Below are 22,968 nucleotides of genomic sequence, written 5' to 3'. Positions count from 1 at the left end.
CCTTTTAAACTAAAACTCTATTTATTTTTCTTCGCCTCAATTTTTGCTTGTGCCTCTTCAGCCTTATCTAATGCTTCTGAAACTTTTTTCTCTTTTTCTTTCACTTCATCTATACTATCGACAGCTTTAATAAGTTTATCGATTCCTTCTTCTTCTACTTTTCTCCGCTTTGCCACTCTTTCATTTACTTTCTCTTCCACATCTTTTGCTTTTTGAAGCATATTCTCTGCATTTGATTTTACAGCTTTTTCAAGTTCATTATCTTTTTTCTTTTGTAACACTTCATTTGCAATATCTTTCGCTTCTAAATACTTACCGTCTTTTAATGCTGTTGCTCCGTGATCCATTATCTCGGCAATTTCTTTATATGATTTCGCTTCATTTCCTGATTTCTCTTTTTCTGCTTTTTCGAACCACATTGTTGCATCACTATATTTTTCATCTTTCAATGATTGCATACCTGTTTCAATATACGTGTCATAATTGCTACATCCAGCCATTACAACTAACAGAAAAAGCATAACAAAACTTATTTTTTTCATGATGTTTTCTCCTTTTCTTTGCCTGCTCACTTTACTGTAACATACATGAAAAAGAGTTTCAAAAACTAAAATACTAATTTGGTCATTTTTTATCATTAAGTCAAATTTTCTTTTAGGCTGACACATCCACTTGCTTTTTCGCTACATGCTTCTTCACTCCAACTAAAACAACTAACAATAATCCTCCGCCTATTGTCATCATAACAATGCTAGTCGGTAACATATCTAATAATAATCCATATACAATCATACCAAGCGGTGCGATAGCAGTAGCAATTGTTTCAAGCAAACCGAAAACGCGGCCTAAATAACTTGGATCTGTCGTCTTTTGCAAATGTACTTGCATCGGGATATTTACAGCCATCATTGATATACCCGTTAAAATCATAAAAGCAATATAGTACATAAAACTTACTACTTTCGGAATGGTAACTAACAATGGGAAGACTGTACATAAACTTAAACCCGCAAATAAAAACAGCCCAATATAAACAGAGCGAAACGGATTATTCACTTCTTTACGTACTGATAATGCAATCGCACCAATTAGCATCCCGACTGCTAACATGCCCTCTACAACACCGAGTTGCTTCGAGGATAAATGCAGGTTTTGAATAATAATAAATGGTAGTGAAACGAACAGTGCACTTGCAAAAAAGTTTACCCATAGCCCTATTTTCATTAAACCATATATTTCATGCTGTCTTTTTATATATGAAAAACCTTCTTTTATACTCATCAAAAAATGCTCTTTACTTTCAACCATTTCTTTTTTATATAAATCAAATACGATAAATAATTGTACAATTACCGCTAAAAAGAATGTAATACTATTTAACAGAAAGAACGACTTAATTGAAAAGAAACCAAATACAACTCCGCCAATAATTGGTGCTAAAATATTCGATAATGATGCTGCAGTCTGGTTCAAAGCACTCGCTTTTTGAATACGCTCCTCATCTACTAAATTAGGAATAGACGAAGTTAATGCTACAGAATAAAAACTTGCACAAATTGATAATAATGCCGCTGATACATAAATAAACAGTAGTGATGGCCCAAAAGTAGTTGCAAGAATAAACATAATAAGCATCGTTAAACTACTTAATAAATCTGTGCCAATGACAAGCCATTTTCGATTGACGCGGTCAGCTACAGCACCTGCAATTGGGCCACAGATCATTCTTGGTATTGATCCGCAAATAAGAGTAGTTGCAAACCCCATTCCTGAACCAGTTGTCTTTAATACGTATAACCCCATTGCAAACGTATAAATACCCGCCCCTAACAAGGACGTCATTTTTCCAATCATCATTAAAATAATATTTCTCGTTGCAATCTTCATTTTCCAATCATGTTGACCTATACTTACATCCCCCATTATGCCACTCTCCCCTTAAAAGTTAAATTGTGTTAAACTTATTATATAATCAACTTTCCAATTTTTACAATAAAAAGTTTAATTGTATTTAACTTTTAAATTATAAAGGAGCATATAATGGCTACTCTCGGTGCAAAAATTAAAACGTTACGAAAAGAAAAAAAGCTTACTCAAACTGATTTAGCAGGTTCAGAACTGACAAAAAGTATGCTAAGCCAAATTGAAAACGGAAAAGCTACACCTTCCATGAAAACATTACAATATATTGCTGAAAAACTTGGATGCGAAACGAGTTTTTTACTAGAAGATGATGATGTGGAAATGATAGAACTCATTCAACAAATGGAACAACTAATAAAAGCAAATAAGTACGATGAAGTATATGAGGTTTTACTACCTATCGTTCAAAAAGAGCTACCTCCTACTTTGAATACCGCTCGTTTATATAAACAATTTGTAACAGCTGCGGCTAAAATGAAAGATTACAATATTGAACATTACGTGGAAAAGGCTACTTCTATTTTTGAAAAATATACGTTATACCGGGAAAGTACGGAAACAAAATTAAAATTATCCTTTACGATATTCACACGTAAAAAGTATGCTGAATGTTTACAACTCATTGCTAGCATCCGAAATGACTATGAAGAGAAACATTTAGAAATGGATCTCATTATACATATCGAGTTATATTTATATGAGGCGATTATTTTTCTTGCATATGGTAATTACGAACAATGTGAAAGTGTCATTTTAGATGCACTTGCATTTTCAAAAAAACATCAAGTGTATTATAAAACAGATGAATTTTACCGTATTTTATCTTACCAAAAAGTCCTAACGGCTGATAAAGAACAATATTTACATTACATAAAAAAATCAGAGCAATTTGCCATTTTTACAGAAGATACTTTATCTGCAGCGGTTATTAATCTTTTAAAAGCTTACTACTACAACACAATTACTCATGAATATACTATTGCATTAGAACATGTAGAACAATTTCGAGAAAAACTAAAAGATGAGCGAATTTTTCAAGATGATGGATCGTATTATCTTGAAAAAGGAAAAGCTTTGTATGGTTTAAAACAATACGAAGAAGCTTTAAAAACATTACAACGTGCTATCATACCAGATTATATAAACCATCCACTTGATCACGCACGGCTTATAACAGCTGGGGCATATCGTGCTCTTTGTTATGTCAAACTTAATGATAAAAAAAGAGCTCTTGAAGAAGTAACAGAAGCATATGAAATCGTACAGTCCTATCCTGATTCCATCTTCACTTCATTTATTAAAGAAACATTACAAATAATACAAAAACTTTAAGAATGTCTCGAAATGGTATATTATTCCTCTTTTTTAGCAAAGATAATAATGATGGGAGGAATATAAATGAATATTCAACGTGCAAAAGAGCTTTCTGTGTCAGCGGAACATGCTAATGTCAGTTTTCAAGGCATGCCTGTTATGATTCAACACGTCGACGAAAGCAACGAAACCGCCCGCATATATGAAGTAAAAAATCCAGGTCGCGAATTAACTGTTCCAGTTAATAGCTTAGAGGAAATATAAGAAACACCACTTCAATTTTTTGAAGTGGCGTTTTTCTTTCTTTAGATTATTTATTATAAATTTCTTCTATCTTCTATTTTACATGGGATGAAAAAATTTGAATTTTCCACTTCTTTTCTTTTTGTGACCTGCTAAAATACAAACTATGGATGAATTATTCGTACTATACATTAAGGGGGAAAGACAATGAAATCTGATTTAGAAAAAAACAAACCTTATTATGCAGTTATATTCACTTCTAATTTATCAAATGATACAACAGATTATAGTACCGTTGCCGAAACAATGGAGGAACTTGCGAAACAGCAACCTGGTTTTTTAGGTGTAGAAAGTGCAAGCGGTAATTCGGGCCTCGGCATTACAATTTCTTATTGGGAATCACTTGAAGCAATTGAAAATTGGAAAAAGAACACATTACATAAAGAAGCGAAAAAAAGAGGCCGTGAGCAATGGTATGAAAACTTCCACTTGCGTATTTGCCTTGTAGAGAAAGAATACAAGTTTCAAAGAGAAATTTTGTAATGATGAAGAAAAAATTAGCTCTCGTTGTTTCACATGAAATATATGGTGTAAATGATCATATGCATCATGTAATTGACCACTTCACTTCATCTCAAATAGATGTATTCTGCCCGAATCTTCTACAACTACAACAGGCATTTCATTATAATAATGAAGAAAAAGCATACCAATATTTTATGAACCGCATTGGATTTGATGGTGGAAAAAAGCAAATTGAGGAACTCATTCATAGCCTTTCCAATCGTTACACACATATTGGACTTATCGGCTTTAGCGTTGGAGCTACCATCTCATGGCTATGTAGTAACAATCCAAAACTAGATTTTATTATTGGATGTTACGGCTCTCGTATACGCGATTATGTTCACATGAAGCCTGCATGTGCTACATTACTCATTTTTCCTGAAAAAGAAATTAGTTTTTCAGTATCCTCCTTAACGAAAACATTACAGCAACAAGATAATCCTTTATTAGAAATAAAACAACTACAAGGTGAGCATGGATTTTTAAATCCATACACTGAAAAATATAACGAACACTCTACAAAACAAGTATACAATTTAATAGATTCATTTCTTATGAAAGCACTCTTATAAAGGAGGTTCTAATGCCCCTTACATTACTCTTACTTATTTTCATAATCATTGCCTTTATATCAGCGCTAACTCTCATTTTTATAACAGTTAAAAATGAGAAATTTTTAAAACGTCCCTATTCACAATCCATTATCGTTTGTATTTTATTTTTAACAAATTGGGTACTATATGTAACAACTTTTTATTCGTTACTCCCCAAGAAAATGAGTGAGTTCATATTTTTACCCATTTGGTTTTTCCTTTGCATTTTAGGATCTATCGTCTTCTGGCGCGAATGGAGAAATAATCGTGTGTTATCGATATGTATCGGTTTTCTTTCTTTTATTAGTTTTCTATTCGGAGTGTTGTTGTTAGTTCTTTCAGGAATGTAAAAGAAAAGGAAGAAAAGCACAACATCAACTTTTCTTCCTTCTATCTTTACCTTTAGACTTCACTGTCACTGATTCACAAGGTGTATAATAAATTTGAGGTGTCGCCTTATCAACAAACATCATAAACGTAATAAAGCCGATAATAAAGAAAATAAACAACGTTAACAATATTGCTCCTATCGTTAAAAGTATCATAACACCACCCCTATATATTTCTTATTATTACACCTTTCGCTATTATATGAGCCGAATCCTTTCTAGAAAAAGAAACGTAACAAAATAATCACAATCACTCCAGTTAATACGGTTCCTAATAGACTACGAGTATAGATTGCGACAAGAAATGTTGGAATTGCGGCGATAAGATAATCCCACTGCATCGTCTCATGCATAAATAATACTTGTGCTAAAAGTGCTGCTAATATCGCAATTGGTATGTAATTTAACCATTTTAAACCCCAGTCTGGAATTTGTATTTTACTAAATACGAGAAGAGGCAAAATACGCGGAACGAGTGTGACAGCTCCTGCCGCTAGTAATAGTAATAATACATCTAATCTCATTTCCATTTTTCAATCAGCACTCCAATCGTCGCAGCTAGTAATGTTGCAATAATAACTGCTATACTATCTGGCATAAATAAGTGTGAAACGTATGCGATAAGAATCGCTACAATTGCTACACTGAGATGAATTGCTAGTTTCGGTTTACTACTTATTAGCTGAAGTACAAATAATCCGATAAACATCGCTGGTAATGCATAATCCATACCGTACGTATGAGGGTCTGGTATCCACTCACCAAAAAGCCCCCCGATAACTGTAGCAAGAATCCAATTTAAATACGCTGTTACATTAAGGCCCATCATCCATTTCTCGCCTAAATATCCTTTTTGCGCTGCTTGTTGCACTGCAACGCCGAAAGTTTCATCTGTAATTTGCGAACCAATTATTACATTTTTAAAAAGAGGTATCTTCGTGAAGTAAGACGCAAGTGCCGCACTCATTAATAAGTGACGTAAATTAACAAAGAACACGGTAAAAATAATTGCTGAGGCTGGGGCACCTGCTGCATACATCCCCGCTAATATAAACTGAGCAGAACCTGCGTAAATTAACGTGGACATAAAGGCGATTTCTATGACCGAAAAACCTGCTGTTTTCGCAATAACACCAGCTGCTATACCGATGCTCAAATATCCAAATACAGTTGGTAAACAATCCTTTACACCTTGCTGAAATGAATCATCGCTCTGCAGTGTCATATGTGCTTGAGCTTTATTCACCATTATCTCCCTCCATTTCTTCCATCGTGCGTTTGCCTGTTACGACATGAACTAAATCTATGTTTTCACGCCATAATGTATCTAATTTATCAGCTCCAAATTCCTTCGTAATCTCTTCCACCATAATATCGTGCCGAACATACTCTGTAGCGACGAGTACTAAAGCTGGATCATACGTTGTCACCGCCCATGAAGTGCTATCATTTGAAAAGTTAGCAATTAATACTTCTTCCCCATCACGCGCGATAACAGTTAAATGACCTCCCATTCTCTTTTCAACGACGTGAGGTGTCATATAATTATGATGAAATGTCGCTCCTATTTTTGTTTCTGGAGCACCAAATAAAATGGAAAAAATATGTACGCCTTCCTCTTCCTTTTGATGAGTGAACGGCTCAATCTCGTGCACTTGCTCTTCCCATACTGAAATCCATAGCTCTTCTTTTGCTCTATTAATTATATTGCATATTTCTTTCAAAACACGATCATTTGAGCGAATATGCGAAATTACATCAATTTGCCGCTCTTGTTCTAAACAATTTAATTTCTGGTCTAAAAATGCAAAAGATTTTTCAAAGTCTTTTCGCATTCGATCCATTAATTCCGTAGCTGGCACTGGTACATATTTCACTGGGTCAGAAGGAACGATATGCACCGCTCCTTTATCCATCAACTTGCCAAGTACTTCATAAATCATCGAACGAGGTACCCCTGTTTGTTTACTCACTTCGTATCCTGTTACTGGGGAATGTTTTAATAATCCAATGTACGCTTTGCATTCATATTGGGAAAAACCTAGCTTTTGTAACTCTTTTATTATTTCATCCATCGGTAACCCCTCACAATCTACATAGCTCTCATTTGAAAACGATGCATTCATTTTATATTAGTAGTTATTATTATACCTACTAATATAAAAAAAGAAGACCCATAAAGTCAATTGATAATTCTGAAATTTTAACAAAAAGAAAAAGCCTTCTTATGAAAGGCATTTTCTACATAGTATTCCACTTATTTTAACAGCAAAGTATTTGATAAAGTCCCCTCTAAATGTTCACGCAAAGTTGAACCAGTATATTCTTCCCTAAATACACCCGCCTTCACAAATAACGGAATAACTTCACTAAAGAATAGATCCAATGATTTCTGAGGCCCACCTGGAATTGCAATAAATCCATCTAGTGCTCCTGCTTCAAATCTTTTCATAATTTGCTGGAATACATCTTGTGGTGTACCAATCGTAACCCAATGAGCAGAACAAACAACTTCTGGTCGTTCTAGTATTTGTTCAACAGTTGGTTCATTTTTAATGATGAAATTCCGTAATAATTCGGCATGTGTTTTACTGCGTACAGTTTGCTCTCTACTTGGCAACATATCTTCCTTTATCTTACTTTCTAGTGGAATTCCTCTAGCATCTAATCCGAGTACCATTTCAAGTAAAGCCAATCTCTTCTCCATTGTGAGATGTTGATGAGCTTGCCTATGCATCTCTAGCGCTTCTTCATATGTATCACCTATAAAGAAATATAATCCAGATAATACCCGTATATCATCTTGCTTTCGGCCATGCTTTTCTGCTCTTCTTCTTAAATTTTGACGAAGTTCGATTCCTGATTCTATATCTGGCATCGCGGCGAAAATCGCATCCGCAACAGAAGCAGCGAAATTCCGGCCAGCCTCTGAAGCACCCGCTTGAAATAATGGCATTTCTCCTGAAATATGCTGCGGAATATTAAGTGGTCCTTTCACCTCAAAGTATTCACCACTGTGCTCAATAGGCTTTACCATCTCTCTAATGACTTCAGTGTTATCTACTTTCAAAACTTCATAAGGATGGCTTCTCCAAAGTTTTCTGCACCATCAATGGATGTGACAATATTCCAACCTACTCGGCCATTACTAATCCAATTTAAAGATTGTAATTGCCTCCCAAGTATGTATGGTGGATAAAACGATGTGGAGGCAGTCGTAACCACTCCAATTTTTTCTGTTGCATACGCAATAGCAGTAAATAATAATGTCGGATCTAACATTACATTCCCCTTATTACGAGCGATTAAATCCGGGTGCGCCACTAAATAATCTGCTTTAAAAACAAAATCTAACTTAGCCTCTTCTGCCTGTAGTGCCAACTCTACTTGTTCATCTATCCCTGAATTAAACATACTCTCTTGTTCTTTCTTTCTAGAAATTAAACATAATCCAATGCAAAGTTTCTTTTTAGTAGACATAAATACACCTTCCCCTTCGTTTTTAATTCACCTAGTTAAACAATTGATACGACCATCACAACTTCCATTCATATTAAACATCATAAAACGATAATGATTATCAATATCATTTTATGATGTAACTGTAATATAAGCAACAAAAAAAAGACTCCCCTTAACGGGAAGTCTCCTTTATCTCAATATTTCATTCGCTTCTTTTTCATAAATTTTATCAAATGAAGTCATAATACGCTGAGATGCTTGAATCATTTTTTGACTCGACATAAGATCTGCCATCTCTTTCGTCATATCTACATTTGAATTTTCTAGCATATGATTTTTTACTATTCCTGTTCCGTTCGGTAAATTAGCAATATTTCCTTCTGCTAGTGTAAAGCTTTTGTTTTCACGCTGCACGAGACGAGCATTCGTTTCTGCATCTACTGTTTTTGTTTGCAAACGGGCAATATTATTCTGTGTTACTTCATCATATAATGTACCATCTGCTTGTACAGCAACCTTTGCTCCTTCTGGAATACGAATACGCTCATTATTCTCTCCCATTACGAAAGCACCTGAAGATGTTTGCAAATAACGATCACTATTTAATGTGAAGCTTCCGTCTCTCGTTAAAAACGTTTCATCATTTTTAGATGTAACGAAAAATGATGATGTGCCTGCCGCACCGTCATCTAAAAAGAAATCTGTAGCACTATTTGTAATTTGTACATTTCCTTGTACTAAGTTCACATGCGTCGCAGCTGGTACTACAGCGTAATCGACCGAACCGATATTTGTCATAGCCCCATCTCCGCGGCGATATGTGTCTTGTACATCAAATACTTTAGAAGTCATATTTTCTGCTTTAAATCCTGTCGTTTGGGCATTTGCAACGTTATTCGAATGAACATTAATACGCTGCATGTAATTCATCATTCCCATAGAACCTATATAAAGACCGTTCATATTCCTTTGAATAAGGCAACCGCCTTATTCTTCACCTCTTTTCTTACGATGTTTGTAACATTTGTTTCGCTAAATGTTCAGCTGTAGCAATATGTATATGTTGCTTTACGTCTTGTCCGTCTGTCATTAATACAATTGGAGCTGATGAAACTGCTGGGATTTTCAACAATTCGCCACTACTTGCTGTTTCATCAAATTTCGTAAACACGATACCATCTATATGAATATCTTTAAAGTTCGCAATGATTTCAATCATATCTTTACTTTTCATAGAAGCTGATAACGTTAAACAAATATAATCTGGTTCTACTTGTCCCATCGTTTCAATCATTTCTTCTACTGTATCTGACGTACGATAATTTTTTCCGGCTGTATCAATTAAAATATAATCGACGCGTGCTTCTTCTTTAAAATACGTAAGTGCTCTTGTCATTGCCGCTTCATCACGCACAGCGATTACTTCTGATCCAATTGTCTTTACGTAATCTTGCAGTTGCTGTACTGTCCCAATGCGAGAGTGATCCGTCGTAATAAAGCCAACCGTTTTTTTCTTACCGTGAAATTGCCATGCCATTTTCGCAAGCGTCGTCGTTTTCCCAACCCCGGTTGGACCGATTAATGCAATTGTTTGTACTTCTTTTTCAAATACATTTTCAGTGTTGAAGTGAGATCTCATATCTTCCAATATATATCCGATTACTTCCTCTTCTGTAATCATCGTTGCATTTTCAAACTTCACTTTTAACTTTTCAGCATATGCATGAATGAAATATTGTTCTACATCGTTTTGTTCTAGCATCCGAATTACTTTTTGAATAATAAACGGTACAGATTCTTGATTTTCTTTCTTTGCAACTACTTCTTTTTTCTTGGTCGGAACGACTTGTTTCACAACTTTTTGCTTTTTCACTACTTTCGTTTCTTCCGTCTGTTTCACCACGACGATTCCTTTTTCAAACAACTTTAATAGTTTCTCTTTTTTTCTTGCCCATTCTTCACTATTTCCTGTTTGCATTGCCGCGTATGACATAGAAGTCGTTACATTTTCTAAATTGTGCAGTACTGATTGAATTCCATTTGCCTTCACAATTTGTTCTGAAGAATCATTCACAACATCCATTAATTGTTCATGAAATTGTGCTGTTCCTTCATTCACTTCTTCCTGTTTATCCTCTGGAAAAGCAACTAACATTTCATAATCCTTTTTCCAAAAAAACGGGATATTTCGTTTTACACTTTCATCGACAACGTAATAATAATCTGTACCATATTGGTCAAATAACTTTCGATACAATTCATTTTTCGAAGCTGCTTTTATTCGCATTAACGCTTCTTTCTTTTCTGTACTTTCCATTACTTCACCCCCTACTATTCAATATAGGCAATTTGATCTACAACAATTTCTGGTGCTAATTCACTAATACAAAGCACTTGCGCTTCTATTTGATATCGTTCTAGCAGTCTTACAATCGCAAATCTGAAATCTTTTCTACGCGTTAATAATACTGGTTCTCTTCCCATTAATCGCGCTTGTTTAAAGACGCGCTGTACTTGCTCAACTACTCGCGATTCTAAATCTAAATCCCAGTTTAATAAGTAACCTTGATAGGAATTGTTCACAACATCCGCATCTAGCTCTATTGAATCAGAGAAAAGCGCCGCATAAATTTTCCCGTCCGGATTTTTTGCATTTTCACAAATAACTTTTGAAATACATTCACGGACGAATGCCGTTACACCATCAACATGATTTTGATACACTTCTTTTCCGTCAATAATACCTTCAATAATCGTTGGTAAATCACGTATTGAAATACCTTCTTTTAGAAGTTGTTTAATAACATTTTGAACGAGTGATAAATCGATTTCTTTCTTCTTAATCTCTTCTAATAAAACGCCATTATCATTTTCAAGAGAATTGATTAAGTCTTTCACATGTTGACGCTGAATTAACTCATGAAGATTACGTCTAACGACAACATCTAAATGTGTAATTAATATACTAAGTGGCTCTAACACTTGATAGCCCTTCATTTGTGCATCTTGCACCATATGCTCTAAAATCCAATATCCATCTTCACCGAAGATTGGATCTTTCGCTGGTTCTGCATCTAGATCAGCCATTACGTTCGGTGTTTTTAGTGCTAATAAGTAACCTGATTTTAAAACACCTTCAGCCGCCTTCGCACCTTTAATACGAATAATGTAACGACCACGTGGTCTAAAACTCGTATTATCTTTAAAGTTAATGCCAGGAACGTTAATACCAAGGTCGGTAATAATCGATTTCCTCATAAGAACAACTTTATCACGAGCTGTCTCCCCATTAATTTTTTGCTTTACAAGTGCCGCTAAATCTAAACCGAGTTCTACAATAATCGGATATTTATCTGTAAAGACTCCAAATGAATCTTCCACTTGTTGTAATTGCTCATCCTCGCCTTGAATCATTTCTAATTCTTTTTGGAGCTCGTCTTCTTTCTCTTTCTTTATTCGCTTTTTATTGCGAATTCCTAAGAAGATAATTGTTCCACCAACGAGAGCAAACGGTAGGAATGGTAGCGGAGTAAAAATACCCATTGCGATAAACAAACCACCGAGCGCATATACAACAACTTCATGTGCTAATAACTCTTTAAAGATACCTTCCGTTACCGTATCCGGTGAACCATCAAATACACGCGTTACGATAATACCTGTTGAAATCGCAAGCATTAACGAACCGATTTGGTTTACGATTCCGTCACCGACAGTTAACTGTGTATAATGAAGAGCCGCATCTGCAAAGCTCATTCCTTGCTGCATCATTCCGACAATTAAACCGAAAATGATATTTACGAATAAAATGACAATCCCGAAAATAACGTCCCCTTTAATGAACTTCCCGGCACCATCCATCGCCCCGTAAAACTCTGTTTCCATATTTAATTTTTTTCGTTTTGCTTGTGCATCTTTTTCTGAAATAATACGCTGGTTTAAATCCGCATCGATAGACATTTGTTTCCCTGGTAAAGAATCAAGTGTAAAACGAGCTGCTACTTCAGCTGTACGAGATGCACCGTTTGCAACGATAAACTGGAAAATGATTAAAACGATAAAAATAACGATACCAATTAATAAGTTTCCGCCAATTACGAACTGACCGAACTCTTCAATAACATGACCCGCATTTCCGTCTGTTAAAATCGCTCGCGTCGTCGAAACGTTAATCGATACGCGGAAAATCCCGATTAATAACAACATCGTCGGAAATGACTTTAATTCATCCCACTCGTTAATACTTGTCGCTCGCATATAAATAAGTACTGACATACTTAGTAGAAAAACGATAACGATATCAAGTACAAATGGTGGAAGTGGAATTAGGAGCGCCACAACGAATGACGCTGCTAAAAAGATAGAAAAATAGGTTCTTGCAGAATCCATCTTAAACAAAGAGATCCCCTCCAAACGCGCTATTATACTTCAAGTTCATTCGTTTGAATTAAATAGCGCATAACTTCAATTACAGCTACGTATAAATCTTCTGGAATCGTCTCATCTTCCTCGACTTGATAATATAAAGAACGAGCGAGCGGACGGTTTTCCACCATCGGTATTTCTTGTTCACGGGCAAGCGTCCGTATATATAATGCGAGCTCATCTTCCCCTTTTGCAACGACAATTGGCGCCGCATCAACTTGTTTATTGTAACGAAGTACGACTGAAATATGCGTCGGGTTATTTACAATAAACGTTGCACCATCCATCTTTTTCGCAATAGTCCCTTGCAAGATGGCATGCATAAAGTTTTTTCGTTTCCCCTTTACTTGTGGGTCCCCTTCATTATCTTTATGCTCTTGTTTTACTTCTTCTTTTTTCATCTTAATATCTTGCTCGTACTCCCACTTTTGATAAATGAAATCAATAATAGAAAGAACGATTAAAATAATTAAAATAGCTAAAAAGATAAATTTAATTTGCCTAATAATTTCAGTAAGTGACGCAGTCCAGTTAAATCCAATCATACTCACGATATTCTCTAAATTCTTTTTAAAAAGAACGTACGCAACGTAACCGATTAATCCCATATAAAACAGTGATTTCAAAATATCTACTAAACTTTTACGACTAAACAGTCTCGTAAAATAGTTTTTCGGATTAATACGTGATGCTTTCGGCTTTATGACTTTAGAAGAAAATAAGAAACCGACTTGAATCATATAATTGAATAAATGAAAAGCATATACGAGTATTAATATAGGAGCTGATACTTTTAGTAGCAAAATCCCCATTAAATAAAAATACTCGGTCGAATCTGTATTTTTTCCGATTTGATCAAACAGCACCGCTACAGAATTGGCAATCTCAAACCCTAGCCAATCTCCGAAAAAATAAACGACAACTGCTAATACGAGAATAGAAAATAAATTATTTAAATCTTTACTCCGGGCGATATTCCCTTCTTCACGCGATTTTTTACGCTTCTGCGGGGTGGCCTTTTCTGTTTTATTATCCTTTGCCATACGCGTCCCCCTACTTCGTTAAGAAAAAGTTAAATAGTGTCGTATACTCTTCCAGTAATACATCTGTCATATTTTTAAACACATAACCGAGCATTGGTACGCTCATTGCAATAAATAAAATACCACATGTAATTTTAATGACGAATGCATTCATAAAAATATTTAATTGCGGTGCATTTTTTGCGATTAAAATTAGGACGAAATTAATAATGAATAAGCTTCCCATAAGCGGTAAAGCAATTTCGACCGCTGATGTAATCGCAAATAATAACGTTGCGAGTAGACTATCTAAAAAACTAGTCGTCAACAATTTTGAAATCGCCTCTGTATATTGAAACGACTTTAAAATCGTGGCAACGAAATAGTTAATGCCGCCAAGTGAAATAAAAATAATGAGAAAAAATATATCGAAAATTGTTGATAGTAAAGTAGACTGCGACCCTGCGTTTACATCAAACAAACTTGCCTGTGATAAACCGATATCAAAGTCTAAAATATGTCCGGCCATTTTCGGAATGTTCCACAGCATTTCTACAATTTTTGCAAGGGATAATCCAATTACAATTTGCGTTGCTGCATAAGCTGCGACGTCCCAAACTGTCTTTATGTGAGAGACATCAACTTGATCGGCCACTGTAATCGAAAGACCAAGTCCAAATGTAACCTTTGCCATTGCAGGAATCGACCGTCCTGAAAAGAAAGGTAAAAAATATAAAAATGAAGTAATACGGCAAAACGCAAAAAACGTCGCCACCCATAATTCCATATTCATTTCAGTTCACCTATCTTAGTACGAACGCAATAGCGATGGAATTTTATCAAATAAATCTAAAATAAGCGTCGTTAACTCTTGAAACATCCACGGACCTAAAATGATAATAACGAGTACAATACTCGCCATTTTCGGTAAAAACGTCAACGTTTGCTCTTGAATTTGCATCATCGCCATAATGACAGCGATGATAATAACGACAATCATACTTACACCGGCAACCGGCATTAAAATCATAACCCCTTTATAAAAAAAGGTTTGAAAAATATCTATAATTGGTGACGTATTCATTTATATGGCTCCTATCACATAGCATCAAACGCTTCAGGCGACCGTTTTAAACATTATATCGACGATTTTTGTATATCCACCTAAATATACGAAAACGAGTATTTTAAAAGGTAAACTTAAAATCATCGGCGGTACCATCATCATCCCGAGGTACATTAAAAGTGTACTAATAATCAAATCTATAAATACAAACGCTAAATAAATGAACATCCCCGTTAATAATCCTTTTTGAATTTGCGTTAACGTAAAGGATGGTACGAGCGTAAATAATGAAAGATCTTTCAAATCTTTCGGCAACTCTTCACCGCGTACTTTCAGCATCATTTTTAAATCATGCTTATATGTATGTTTCGCCATATAATCTTTCATAATCGGAGCTGTCGTCTCCGCAGCTTGACTTACTGTTATTTGTTCTTTCGTCATCGGATCCCACACATCACTCTTTAACTGACCTAGCACCGGTTGCATCGTAAATAGTGATAAAAACAAAGCAAGTCCAACAAGCACTTGGTTTGGTGGTAAGTTCATTACCCCAAGCCCTTGACGAGTTATTCCAAGAACGATCATAAAATAAGTAAAATGCGTAAATAAAAGAACGATAGAAGAAGATAATGATAGAAGGGTAACGAGTGCAAATAACTGTACACTTGAATTACTCGTAAACTCTTTTCCATTTTCGAAATTAATAAAACCGTTCGGGGCTGCATACGCTGGATTTACAAAAATAATTGAAAAAACGATAGAAAATACGAAAATAACGGCTAATAATGATAACTGTTTCTTTATTCTCATGATGGATCCTCTACTTTTTTCGTTTCACTCTTCACCGCGTCTTCTAGCGCTTGTTGAAACTGATTTCCTGTTCCTGTTAATTGCACAGACTGCACACCGTTATTACTAATAACAGTGAATACTTGCTTGCCATCCACTTCAAATAAAAAAGCACTCGTTTGATGGTTTAAATATACACCGTCTTTTACTTGAATATGTCCATTTTCACCTTGCTTAAAAAACTGCTGTTTGCGCGTCTTTTTCGTCATATAATATGCACCGTAACCGAGCGCACCAAACAGTAAAACGACTTGAAATAAGGTCGTCATATACGACATATGACTCCTCCTCTACTCTTTATCTTGCATTTGAATTTGCGCCTTCATAAGCGCAGCTTGCTTCTTATCAGCTTCAATTTCAGAAATAATAATGCCGAACTTCTCGTCCATTACGATCGCTTCACCGATGCCGACTTTCATATTGCTTAAATACACATCTACTTTATGTCCTAAGTTTTTCTCTACTTCAAGAACATCGCCAACTTTTAACTGCTTCACATCACCGAGCGTAATAGATGACTTCCCAAGCTTTACGCCAAGTTCAATCGAAATATCTGAAACAGTATCAATATGTGCTTTACCCGCTTCATTTCGTTTTCCTGCAAATTCTTCTAATCCCATTAAGGACACAGGAGATACTTCATGCTTCATATGGATCCTCCTACTCTACAAAACTTTTAAATAGGAGCGCTTTACGCGTTCCATCTTTCCCGATAAAACAATTAAATTTATGCTTTCCATCTACATAACCGAGTAATTCATCCGAAACTTTCGTATGAAGTGGAATAATATCGCCTTCTTCAATTTGTTCAATGTCACTCATTGTCATTTTCTGCTCACCAATTGCAACGTGAACAGGTTTGTACACTTGATTTACTTTCACTTCCACTTCAGACGTATACTTTTTACGTTTATCTGAAGAATGTTCGACAATATTTTCAGACGTTAACTTATCCATAATTTCTTCAACAGATAAGAACGGAATCCCGATACGCACCGTCGTATTCCAAAAATCTGTTTTCATATTTACGTTCAGTAATGAAATTATATCGCTCGCTGTTGTAATCTTTAATGCATTCGGATCTGTTTCCGTCGTTACAAACTTCGGTTCAATCGCAACAACACTTTCAAATGATTGCTCTAAATTTTTACAAAGAAGCAAGAATATATTATCAAGCGTTAAAAACTCAAACGCCGTTAGCGGTCTGCGCATCGTAAAGTTACGCTTACTATCTCCGCCAAGCCAGCATTCATGAATATAAATAACAAATGCTAAATCAATCTCAATAACAATTTCTCCAAGCTCTGGTAAACCGAGATCAATTACGCAATATAAATAATAATCTTTCGGCATTTTCTCCACATACTCACTCGTAAATGGAACTTGCTCAACTGTTGAAGGCTCTAGCTCAATCGGAATACGCATACGAGCTGACAACGTCTGTGACGTCTGTTTTCCAAACGTAGAAGCAATCGCTTGCAAACTACGTAAATGCTCAACACCGAACTTCTCTGGTCTATTAAAATCATACTCTTGAAATTTCTCTTGCTTCCCTGCTTCTTGTGCAAAAGCTGGCATTTCCTCGCCTTCATTTACCGCCTTCAGCAGGGCATCAATTTGCTCTTGGCTTAATTTTTCGCCACTCATGACAATCCCCTTCCCTACCTTTTCAATTCAACGATTTCAACGTACATCTTCCCGTTTTTCGTCAAAATCTTTCCGGTTCCAATCTCTTCATTCTCAAGCATAAGACGCACCGTATTTTTCGTTGAATTTTCAAGACGATACAATGTACCTTTCGTAATATGAAGCAGATCTTCAATTTTCTTTTTCGTATTTCCGATTTCAAAATAAATTGTTAACGGAATATCATCTTGTAATTTCAAATCTAGCCAACTCCCATATCATGTTCACGAAAATTTCATGTTCTCTCTATATATGAAATTTCTTATTTTGAAACGTCGATATTTAATATTTTTTTAATATATTCTTGCGTTTCTTTAAATGGTGGTACGCCTCCGTACTTTCTCACATTACCAGGACCCGCATTATAAGAAGCAAGTGCCAATACTAAATCACCGTTATTTTTCTTTAAATAACCGCTTAACTCTTTCACGCCGCCTTCAATACTTTCAGCTGGTGAAAATGGATTCTTCACACCCATCTCCTTCACATTCGCTGGCATAAGTTGCATAAGTCCCATCGCCCCTGCATGTGACACCGTTTTCGGATTAAAATTAGACTCTACTTCAATCATTTTTTGAATTAACGTTTTCGGAATTCCATATGTACGGCTAACGCGATCAATAATATCCTCATACTTCCCTTCATTGGAAGAACGTATTTTTTGAATATTATACTTCTTCGTTAATCCCCACGTATCAACAGCCTCATTTTTCGTTTCTGGGAAACGTCGTTCAAACTCTTTTTGCGCAACTTGCACTTCATCTGCTTTCTTCGTTTCAGCCTTTTCTTCAGGCTTACTCGCTTCCTCTACTTTATGAATAGATTGTTCCGGTTTAGTAACAACCGTTTCTATTTTCGTAGATTGTACCGGCTGACTCATATCTTCTATGTTTGCCGGCTGCGTAGCACCCTTCGTCTCCTTCGCAGGTTCACTCTGCAACTTCTCTTGAAAACGACTACTAACGAATGCTTGTGGACTACTTAGCTTTTGCTGAATTTGTCCTTTTTTATAGGCAAGCACTTCTTTTACTATATTTCCAACTACCATAATATCACCTTTTCGGTAAACAAAGATAATCTAATATTAGAGTTTTTTTTTAAAGTTTGCAATAATCCTTTTAATAATTATGTAATAAAAAAATGAATATATTGTTAAACTGTTATTTTTTTATATTTATTAATTCGAATTTTTAGTTGACACCCGTTGTAGCAAGGATTACAATAAATCTCGAAATTGATTTTTTCGCATATTACCGTTTTTCAATTTGCAGAAAAGTCAATATAAAAAAATGGGGGTTCTTAACATGAGAATTAATACAAACATTAATAGCATGCGTACACAAGAGTACATGCGCCAAAACCAAGCTAAAATGAGCAACGCTATGGACCGTTTATCAAGCGGTAAACGTATCAACAACGCTTCTGACGATGCAGCAGGTCTTGCAATCGCAACTCGTATGCGTGCTCGTGAAAGCGGATTAGGAGTAGCAGCTAATAACACACAAGATGGTATTTCTTTAATTCGTACAACTGATTCAGCAATGAACTCAGTATCTAACATTTTACTTCGTATGCGTGACCTTGCTAACCAATCAGCTAACGGCACAAATACAGATAAAAACCAAGCAGCACTAGACAAAGAGTTCTCTGCATTAAAAGAACAAATCGATTACATCTCTAAAAATACAGAATTCAATGATAAAAAACTTTTAGATGGTTCTAATAAATCTATCGCAATTCAAACATTAGATTCATTTGACAAATCTAAACAAATTCAAATTAACTTAGCAGATACTTCTACAACTGCTTTAAAAATTGCTAACTTAACAATTGCTGACGCTGGTTCTACTGCTGGAAGTGGCACAGCACTGACAGGTGCAGTTGCTGCTGATATTACTAAAGCAGGTACTGAAGCTGGCAAGTTAGTGGCACTAGATGGTTCTGCTGGTAAAGGGGACACTAAAGGCTCATTAGTTACTTCTGTAGAGGCATTTAAAACAGAATTTGATAAAGTAAAAGGTAGCATGAATTCTTCTGATGTTGAAAAGATTTCAGCTGCTATCGAAAAATTCGAAACTGGTTCTGGTACTACTTTAGATAACGCAAAAGAAATTGGAAAAATCTACGAAGCAGCTGTTGCAAAAAATGCACCTGTAGCAACTACTGACGTTAATGGAGCAAAAACTGCTGCAGACGCTTTATCTAACTTAGCTCTTAATGCAACAGATGCAGATACAAAAATGGATACATTTGCTACTAATTTCAACACAATTAAACATGCTATGAGCGCTGATGACGTTGAAAAAATTTCAGCTGCCATTGATAACTACAACAAAGTTGATGGATCTGGAAAAACAATTGAGAACGCTCGTGCAGTAGGCGCACTATTCTCAGCTGCTATCGCAGGTAAATCTACTAGTGGTGCTACTGCTGGAACAGGCAACGCATCTACTGCAGTTAAAGCAATCGATGCTGCATTAGAAGCTATTGCTTCTAACCGTGCGACTCTAGGTGCTACATTAAACCGTCTAGACTTTAATGTAAACAACCTTAAGAGCCAAGCATCAAGCATGGCATCTGCTGCTTCTCAAGTAGAAGACGCTGACATGGCGAAAGAAATGTCTGAAATGACTAAGTTCAAAATCTTGAACGAAGCTGGTATCAGCATGCTTTCTCAAGCAAACCAAACGCCACAAATGGTTTCTAAATTATTACAATAAGCCATTTGAGTTAGTTTCCTGAATAAACCTCTCTGCTTGCGGAGAGGTTTATTTTTTCTATATAGATAGATTATTTATAAAACTTTCTTTTTTATGTGGAAGAGAGTATCCCCGATGCTTAGAAGCGGTCAGTGCTTATCTTGATCCCCTCTTATGTTAAAACACAAACAGTAAATAAGCATAAGCCCCTCTATCCTTCCATAACTGTTTATTAGATTAAAAGATACCGACTATATCAATCTATAAGGAGTGTCTATTATGCGTATTAGTACGAATGTTTTGAGTATGAATGCTAGGCAGTCGTTGTATGAGAATGAGAAACGTATGAATGTTGCGATGAAGCACTTGGCCACTGGTAAGCAGTTGAATAACGCTTCTGATAATCCCGCGAATGTTGCACTTGTGACTCGTATGCATGCGAGAGCAAGTGGTATGCATGTGGCGATTCGTAATAATGAGGATGCGATATCAATGCTTCGCACGGCAGAAGCTGCCCTTCAAATTGTGACGAATATTTTACAACGTATGCGTGATTTAGCTGCTCAATCCGCGAACGGTACAAATTCAAATAAAAATCGTGCTTCACTAAATAAAGAGTTTCAATCTTTAACAGAGCAAATTGGCTATATTGGTGCGACAACTGAGTTTAATGATTTATTTGTATTTGATGGACAAATCCGTCCTATTACGTTAGACGATATCGGTCATACAGTACATATGACGAACCATATCCCCCCTTCCCCTACACAACATGACATCAAGATTTCAACAGAACAAGAAGCAAGAGCGGCGATTCGTAAAATTGAAGAGGCTTTGCAAAATGTATCACTTCATCGTGCTGATCTTGGGGCTATGATGAATCGTTTACAGTTTAATATTGAAAATTTAAATAGTCAAAGTACGGCCCTAACAGATGCTTCTTCTCGAATTGAAGACGCGGATATGGCGCAGGAAATGAGCGATTTTTTAAAGTTTAAATTGTTAACTGAAGTTGCGCTCAGTATGGTTTCACAGGCTAATCAAATTCCGCAAATGGTTTCTAAATTACTACAATCTTAAAAATTTGTCTTCCCTCTTTGAAACGATTCCACACAAAACAAAAGGGAAATACATATAAACTATGTATCTCCCTTTTATTTTGTACCCAAATTTTATTACTGTGTTACAGTCATAACCTGTCCACTACGATCAACCATAATTTTCATTTTCCCGTCTTGTGCGTTATATAACCCTAATTTATGCAAATCTTGTTTACATTCTTTTACGAAGACAGGCAATGTGCGAATTTGATCAATATCAGAACTCGTAATGAAATGAATTAAATGATGCGTCATTTCTTTTATATCATGAACAAGCTCTTCCTTTTCACGCTTTAGTCGTTCATTTTCAGCTCGTAATACATGTAATTCGCCTTCGAGACCACGTACGTTCTTTTCATTTTCCGAACGCCCAGCAGCCATGCTTGAAAGCTTATAAATGCCTTCCATAAACTGATGGAGTTCATCTTCTTTTCTTTCACTACATTGACTAATTGTTTCAAAATTATCAACGATACCAGATATAACTGTTACAAGACTTTTTTCATTCTCTGTATTTTGAACTTCTTTTCTTACTTCTTGCTTGTTTTCTTTTTTCATTTCAACGATTTGTTCTTTTACGGGTGTATATTTTCGCTTTCGTCCTGGTTTTTGTTTTTCAATATTTTCAAACGGTATTTCACGTTTTTTCAATTTATAATACGTATTTTGCAATTGACTTTCTGTTTTCGGAAAAAGATTTAGTTCATTTTTACTAACGTATTTTGAAATATTTAAAATGTTTAAACCGTGACGTTGACAAAATTGATACACTTCATACAGTAACTCTAGCTCAGACTTCAGCCATGTAATTGTTGATTTTTCATAAGCTCGCATACCGCCATGTTTTTCTATATCTATTTGGAATAAAACCATTCTATTATATAAATCGACTAACTCTTCATACTCCACTCGGAATTGTTTCTCTATTTTTTTAAATTCCGTTTCTAATTTCATATCATTCATTTTATTATTTGACATGTTTTGTAAAAGTTTTAATACATTGATTGCTGTGTGGTGATACATAATCTGTGCCACTCCCCCTCATCCTTTCACAATTCTCATCTGACTCCCATGTCTTTTAAGAAATAGCAATTTTTACATATCCATATTATAACATTTCGAAATTGTCTGTCAAATAATTAACATACAAAAACGTATGGAAAGTATAAAAAAGAAAGAGTATTTTTTAATTAATATGCAATTATACATATTAATTACATATAATTATATTATATGGTATTTTCAATATATTTTCACCGAAAAAATTTGCGCTACCACGAAATATTACTAATATAAACCAAAATACGTTCTCTTATATTTTTAAACACCAAACGCTACTTATTAATTAAACCAATTGAAAATCTCGAAATAGAGACTATTCATACAGCCACAAATACTCCTTCTACCTGTACAGCGTATAGAATACTAAAAAGGAACTAGCCAGTACTACTATATCTGGCTAGTTCCCTTGTCCCCACTAATAGAAGAGAGTTTCCAACCCTCAGTCGAAAGCTCTCTTCTCCTGCTTACTTGAAACCACTCCATATCTTTGGTCTTACATCATACAGAGCTCTATTAGGCACTGACCGCTTCCAAACTTCGCTAGAGGTTTTATTCCAGCGAAAAAACG

At 35.4% G+C, this 22,968-nt stretch carries 26 protein-coding genes and 1 pseudogene; 7 read left to right on the top strand and 20 right to left on the bottom strand.

Annotation, left to right across the window (positions count from 1 at the left end; translation table 11 throughout):
• Positions 1 to 17: 17 nt before the first annotated feature.
• Together JDS98_RS05210 and JDS98_RS05205 are read right to left on the bottom strand one after the other, a co-directional pair.
• On the bottom strand, positions 18 to 542 hold the full coding sequence (locus JDS98_RS05210) for a COG3014 family protein (RefSeq protein ID WP_199633618.1): 525 nt from the start codon (positions 540 to 542) through the stop codon (positions 18 to 20).
• A 112-nt stretch (positions 543 to 654) separates the two neighbouring features.
• Entirely contained in the window at positions 655 to 1,923 is a 1,269-nt protein-coding gene (locus tag JDS98_RS05205; protein ID WP_000503120.1) for an MFS transporter, read from the bottom strand.
• A 117-nt stretch (positions 1,924 to 2,040) separates the two neighbouring features.
• Between JDS98_RS05205 and JDS98_RS05200 the strand changes: the two genes are divergently transcribed.
• From JDS98_RS05200 to JDS98_RS05180, 5 genes are all read left to right on the top strand, one after another.
• Positions 2,041 to 3,255, top strand: coding sequence for a helix-turn-helix domain-containing protein (locus tag JDS98_RS05200; RefSeq protein WP_199633617.1), 1,215 nt, complete (start codon positions 2,041 to 2,043; stop codon positions 3,253 to 3,255).
• Positions 3,256 to 3,321: 66 nt separating this feature from the next.
• Positions 3,322 to 3,501, top strand: coding sequence for an H-type small acid-soluble spore protein (locus JDS98_RS05195; protein ID WP_001025738.1), 180 nt, complete (start codon positions 3,322 to 3,324; stop codon positions 3,499 to 3,501).
• A 186-nt stretch (positions 3,502 to 3,687) separates the two neighbouring features.
• Positions 3,688 to 4,023 (top strand): antibiotic biosynthesis monooxygenase family protein, encoded by a 336-nt coding sequence (locus JDS98_RS05190; protein WP_199633616.1) that lies wholly within the window; start codon positions 3,688 to 3,690, stop codon positions 4,021 to 4,023.
• A 2-nt stretch (positions 4,024 to 4,025) separates the two neighbouring features.
• Complete coding sequence (locus JDS98_RS05185; protein ID WP_033663245.1) at positions 4,026 to 4,619, top strand: dienelactone hydrolase family protein; 594 nt, start codon at positions 4,026 to 4,028, stop codon at positions 4,617 to 4,619.
• 11 nt (positions 4,620 to 4,630) lie between these two features.
• Positions 4,631 to 4,990, top strand: a complete 360-nt coding sequence (locus JDS98_RS05180) for a hypothetical protein (protein WP_199633615.1) — start codon at positions 4,631 to 4,633, stop codon at positions 4,988 to 4,990.
• Positions 4,991 to 5,014: 24 nt separating this feature from the next.
• Here the strand turns inward: JDS98_RS05180 and JDS98_RS05175 are convergent, their stop codons facing one another.
• The 17 genes and pseudogenes from JDS98_RS05175 to JDS98_RS05095 all read right to left on the bottom strand — a co-directional run bounded on the left by JDS98_RS05175 (position 5,015) and on the right by JDS98_RS05095 (position 18,587).
• On the bottom strand, positions 5,015 to 5,185 hold the full coding sequence (locus JDS98_RS05175) for a DUF3951 domain-containing protein (RefSeq protein ID WP_000602233.1): 171 nt from the start codon (positions 5,183 to 5,185) through the stop codon (positions 5,015 to 5,017).
• 62 nt (positions 5,186 to 5,247) lie between these two features.
• Positions 5,248 to 5,559: an AzlD domain-containing protein gene (locus JDS98_RS05170; RefSeq protein ID WP_000425939.1), complete on the bottom strand. Its 312-nt coding sequence runs from the start codon at positions 5,557 to 5,559 to the stop codon at positions 5,248 to 5,250.
• Positions 5,550 to 6,278 carry an AzlC family ABC transporter permease gene (locus JDS98_RS05165; RefSeq protein WP_199633614.1) on the bottom strand — a complete coding sequence of 243 codons (729 nt, stop codon included), beginning with the start codon at positions 6,276 to 6,278 and terminating at the stop codon, positions 5,550 to 5,552. The genes JDS98_RS05170 and JDS98_RS05165 overlap by 10 nt, the downstream gene beginning before the upstream one ends.
• On the bottom strand, positions 6,268 to 7,104 hold the full coding sequence (locus tag JDS98_RS05160) for a TrmB family transcriptional regulator (protein WP_097957120.1): 837 nt from the start codon (positions 7,102 to 7,104) through the stop codon (positions 6,268 to 6,270). Before JDS98_RS05160 ends, JDS98_RS05165 begins: the two co-directional genes overlap by 11 nt.
• A 182-nt stretch (positions 7,105 to 7,286) precedes the next feature.
• Positions 7,287 to 8,509, bottom strand: a pseudogene (locus JDS98_RS05155) (LLM class flavin-dependent oxidoreductase).
• Positions 8,510 to 8,680: 171 nt separating this feature from the next.
• On the bottom strand, positions 8,681 to 9,454 hold the full coding sequence (locus tag JDS98_RS05150) for a flagellar basal-body rod protein FlgG (protein ID WP_001013922.1): 774 nt from the start codon (positions 9,452 to 9,454) through the stop codon (positions 8,681 to 8,683).
• 43 nt (positions 9,455 to 9,497) lie between these two features.
• The gene (gene flhF, locus JDS98_RS05145) at positions 9,498 to 10,808 is read right to left on the bottom strand and encodes a flagellar biosynthesis GTPase FlhF (RefSeq protein WP_000446163.1); all 1,311 of its coding nucleotides are present in this window, start codon (positions 10,806 to 10,808) and stop codon (positions 9,498 to 9,500) included.
• A 14-nt stretch (positions 10,809 to 10,822) separates the two neighbouring features.
• Positions 10,823 to 12,889 (bottom strand): flagellar biosynthesis protein FlhA, encoded by a 2,067-nt coding sequence (flhA, locus tag JDS98_RS05140; protein ID WP_000475627.1) that lies wholly within the window; start codon positions 12,887 to 12,889, stop codon positions 10,823 to 10,825.
• Positions 12,890 to 12,912: 23 nt separating this feature from the next.
• Positions 12,913 to 13,959 carry a flagellar type III secretion system protein FlhB gene (gene flhB / locus JDS98_RS05135; RefSeq protein ID WP_098912060.1) on the bottom strand — a complete coding sequence of 349 codons (1,047 nt, stop codon included), beginning with the start codon at positions 13,957 to 13,959 and terminating at the stop codon, positions 12,913 to 12,915.
• Between the two features lie 10 nt (positions 13,960 to 13,969).
• A complete protein-coding gene (locus JDS98_RS05130) occupies positions 13,970 to 14,731 on the bottom strand; it encodes a flagellar biosynthetic protein FliR (RefSeq protein ID WP_199633613.1) in 762 nt (253 codons plus the stop codon).
• A gap of 15 nt (positions 14,732 to 14,746) precedes the next feature.
• Positions 14,747 to 15,022: a flagellar biosynthetic protein FliQ gene (locus tag JDS98_RS05125; RefSeq protein ID WP_001098085.1), complete on the bottom strand. Its 276-nt coding sequence runs from the start codon at positions 15,020 to 15,022 to the stop codon at positions 14,747 to 14,749.
• Positions 15,023 to 15,055: 33 nt separating this feature from the next.
• A complete protein-coding gene (locus JDS98_RS05120) occupies positions 15,056 to 15,814 on the bottom strand; it encodes a flagellar type III secretion system pore protein FliP (RefSeq protein ID WP_001220583.1) in 759 nt (252 codons plus the stop codon).
• Entirely contained in the window at positions 15,811 to 16,131 is a 321-nt protein-coding gene (locus tag JDS98_RS05115) for a hypothetical protein (RefSeq protein ID WP_000121176.1), read from the bottom strand. The genes JDS98_RS05120 and JDS98_RS05115 overlap by 4 nt, the downstream gene beginning before the upstream one ends.
• Before the next feature lie 12 nt (positions 16,132 to 16,143).
• Positions 16,144 to 16,503 (bottom strand): flagellar motor switch protein FliN, encoded by a 360-nt coding sequence (gene fliN, locus JDS98_RS05110; protein WP_000680020.1) that lies wholly within the window; start codon positions 16,501 to 16,503, stop codon positions 16,144 to 16,146.
• Positions 16,504 to 16,513: 10 nt separating this feature from the next.
• A complete protein-coding gene (gene fliM, locus JDS98_RS05105; protein ID WP_000012359.1) occupies positions 16,514 to 17,500 on the bottom strand; it encodes a flagellar motor switch protein FliM in 987 nt (328 codons plus the stop codon).
• A 14-nt stretch (positions 17,501 to 17,514) separates the two neighbouring features.
• Positions 17,515 to 17,739 carry a flagellar motor switch protein FliN gene (locus JDS98_RS05100; RefSeq protein ID WP_000775712.1) on the bottom strand — a complete coding sequence of 75 codons (225 nt, stop codon included), beginning with the start codon at positions 17,737 to 17,739 and terminating at the stop codon, positions 17,515 to 17,517.
• Between the two features lie 62 nt (positions 17,740 to 17,801).
• A complete protein-coding gene (locus JDS98_RS05095) occupies positions 17,802 to 18,587 on the bottom strand; it encodes a lytic transglycosylase domain-containing protein (protein WP_199633612.1) in 786 nt (261 codons plus the stop codon).
• Between the two features lie 256 nt (positions 18,588 to 18,843).
• On the opposite strand from JDS98_RS05095, the gene JDS98_RS05090 reads away from it, so the two are divergent.
• Entirely contained in the window at positions 18,844 to 20,259 is a 1,416-nt protein-coding gene (locus JDS98_RS05090) for a flagellin N-terminal helical domain-containing protein (RefSeq protein WP_001222345.1), read from the top strand.
• 258 nt (positions 20,260 to 20,517) lie between these two features.
• Positions 20,518 to 21,318 carry a flagellin N-terminal helical domain-containing protein gene (locus JDS98_RS05085; protein WP_097957118.1) on the top strand — a complete coding sequence of 267 codons (801 nt, stop codon included), beginning with the start codon at positions 20,518 to 20,520 and terminating at the stop codon, positions 21,316 to 21,318.
• Between the two features lie 95 nt (positions 21,319 to 21,413).
• Here JDS98_RS05085 and JDS98_RS05080 read toward each other — a convergent pair whose 3' ends face one another.
• Positions 21,414 to 22,361: a DNA-binding domain-containing protein gene (locus JDS98_RS05080; protein ID WP_106080845.1), complete on the bottom strand. Its 948-nt coding sequence runs from the start codon at positions 22,359 to 22,361 to the stop codon at positions 21,414 to 21,416.
• Between the last annotated feature and the right edge of the window lie 607 nt (positions 22,362 to 22,968).

This window comes from Bacillus cereus group sp. N11 (genome assembly GCF_016483605.1).
Taxonomy (GTDB): Bacteria; Bacillota; Bacilli; order Bacillales; family Bacillaceae_G; genus Bacillus_A; species Bacillus_A toyonensis.
Note: the sequence above shows the minus strand (reverse complement) of the source record. Positions and strands in the feature narration are given on the sequence as shown.

What these genes read in the sequence shown, in the direction of transcription:
- JDS98_RS05210 (WP_199633618.1), bottom strand. Translation starts at nt 542, where the DNA reads ATGAAAAAAATAAGTTTTGTTATGCTTTTTCTGTTAGTTGTAATGGCT.
- JDS98_RS05205 (WP_000503120.1), bottom strand. Translation starts at nt 1,923, where the DNA reads ATGGGGGATGTAAGTATAGGTCAACATGATTGGAAAATGAAGATTGCA.
- JDS98_RS05200 (WP_199633617.1), top strand. Translation starts at nt 2,041, where the DNA reads ATGGCTACTCTCGGTGCAAAAATTAAAACGTTACGAAAAGAAAAAAAG.
- JDS98_RS05195 (WP_001025738.1), top strand. Translation starts at nt 3,322, where the DNA reads ATGAATATTCAACGTGCAAAAGAGCTTTCTGTGTCAGCGGAACATGCT.
- JDS98_RS05190 (WP_199633616.1), top strand. Translation starts at nt 3,688, where the DNA reads ATGAAATCTGATTTAGAAAAAAACAAACCTTATTATGCAGTTATATTC.
- JDS98_RS05185 (WP_033663245.1), top strand. Translation starts at nt 4,026, where the DNA reads ATGAAGAAAAAATTAGCTCTCGTTGTTTCACATGAAATATATGGTGTA.
- JDS98_RS05180 (WP_199633615.1), top strand. Translation starts at nt 4,631, where the DNA reads ATGCCCCTTACATTACTCTTACTTATTTTCATAATCATTGCCTTTATA.
- JDS98_RS05175 (WP_000602233.1), bottom strand. Translation starts at nt 5,185, where the DNA reads ATGATACTTTTAACGATAGGAGCAATATTGTTAACGTTGTTTATTTTC.
- JDS98_RS05170 (WP_000425939.1), bottom strand. Translation starts at nt 5,559, where the DNA reads ATGGAAATGAGATTAGATGTATTATTACTATTACTAGCGGCAGGAGCT.
- JDS98_RS05165 (WP_199633614.1), bottom strand. Translation starts at nt 6,278, where the DNA reads ATGGTGAATAAAGCTCAAGCACATATGACACTGCAGAGCGATGATTCA.
- JDS98_RS05160 (WP_097957120.1), bottom strand. Translation starts at nt 7,104, where the DNA reads ATGGATGAAATAATAAAAGAGTTACAAAAGCTAGGTTTTTCCCAATAT.
- JDS98_RS05150 (WP_001013922.1), bottom strand. Translation starts at nt 9,454, where the DNA reads ATGAACGGTCTTTATATAGGTTCTATGGGAATGATGAATTACATGCAG.
- flhF (WP_000446163.1), bottom strand. Translation starts at nt 10,808, where the DNA reads ATGGAAAGTACAGAAAAGAAAGAAGCGTTAATGCGAATAAAAGCAGCT.
- flhB (WP_098912060.1), bottom strand. Translation starts at nt 13,959, where the DNA reads ATGGCAAAGGATAATAAAACAGAAAAGGCCACCCCGCAGAAGCGTAAA.
- JDS98_RS05130 (WP_199633613.1), bottom strand. Translation starts at nt 14,731, where the DNA reads ATGAATATGGAATTATGGGTGGCGACGTTTTTTGCGTTTTGCCGTATT.
- JDS98_RS05125 (WP_001098085.1), bottom strand. Translation starts at nt 15,022, where the DNA reads ATGAATACGTCACCAATTATAGATATTTTTCAAACCTTTTTTTATAAA.
- JDS98_RS05120 (WP_001220583.1), bottom strand. Translation starts at nt 15,814, where the DNA reads ATGAGAATAAAGAAACAGTTATCATTATTAGCCGTTATTTTCGTATTT.
- JDS98_RS05115 (WP_000121176.1), bottom strand. Translation starts at nt 16,131, where the DNA reads ATGTCGTATATGACGACCTTATTTCAAGTCGTTTTACTGTTTGGTGCG.
- fliN (WP_000680020.1), bottom strand. Translation starts at nt 16,503, where the DNA reads ATGAAGCATGAAGTATCTCCTGTGTCCTTAATGGGATTAGAAGAATTT.
- fliM (WP_000012359.1), bottom strand. Translation starts at nt 17,500, where the DNA reads ATGAGTGGCGAAAAATTAAGCCAAGAGCAAATTGATGCCCTGCTGAAG.
- JDS98_RS05095 (WP_199633612.1), bottom strand. Translation starts at nt 18,587, where the DNA reads ATGGTAGTTGGAAATATAGTAAAAGAAGTGCTTGCCTATAAAAAAGGA.
- JDS98_RS05090 (WP_001222345.1), top strand. Translation starts at nt 18,844, where the DNA reads ATGAGAATTAATACAAACATTAATAGCATGCGTACACAAGAGTACATG.
- JDS98_RS05085 (WP_097957118.1), top strand. Translation starts at nt 20,518, where the DNA reads ATGCGTATTAGTACGAATGTTTTGAGTATGAATGCTAGGCAGTCGTTG.
- JDS98_RS05080 (WP_106080845.1), bottom strand. Translation starts at nt 22,361, where the DNA reads ATGTATCACCACACAGCAATCAATGTATTAAAACTTTTACAAAACATG.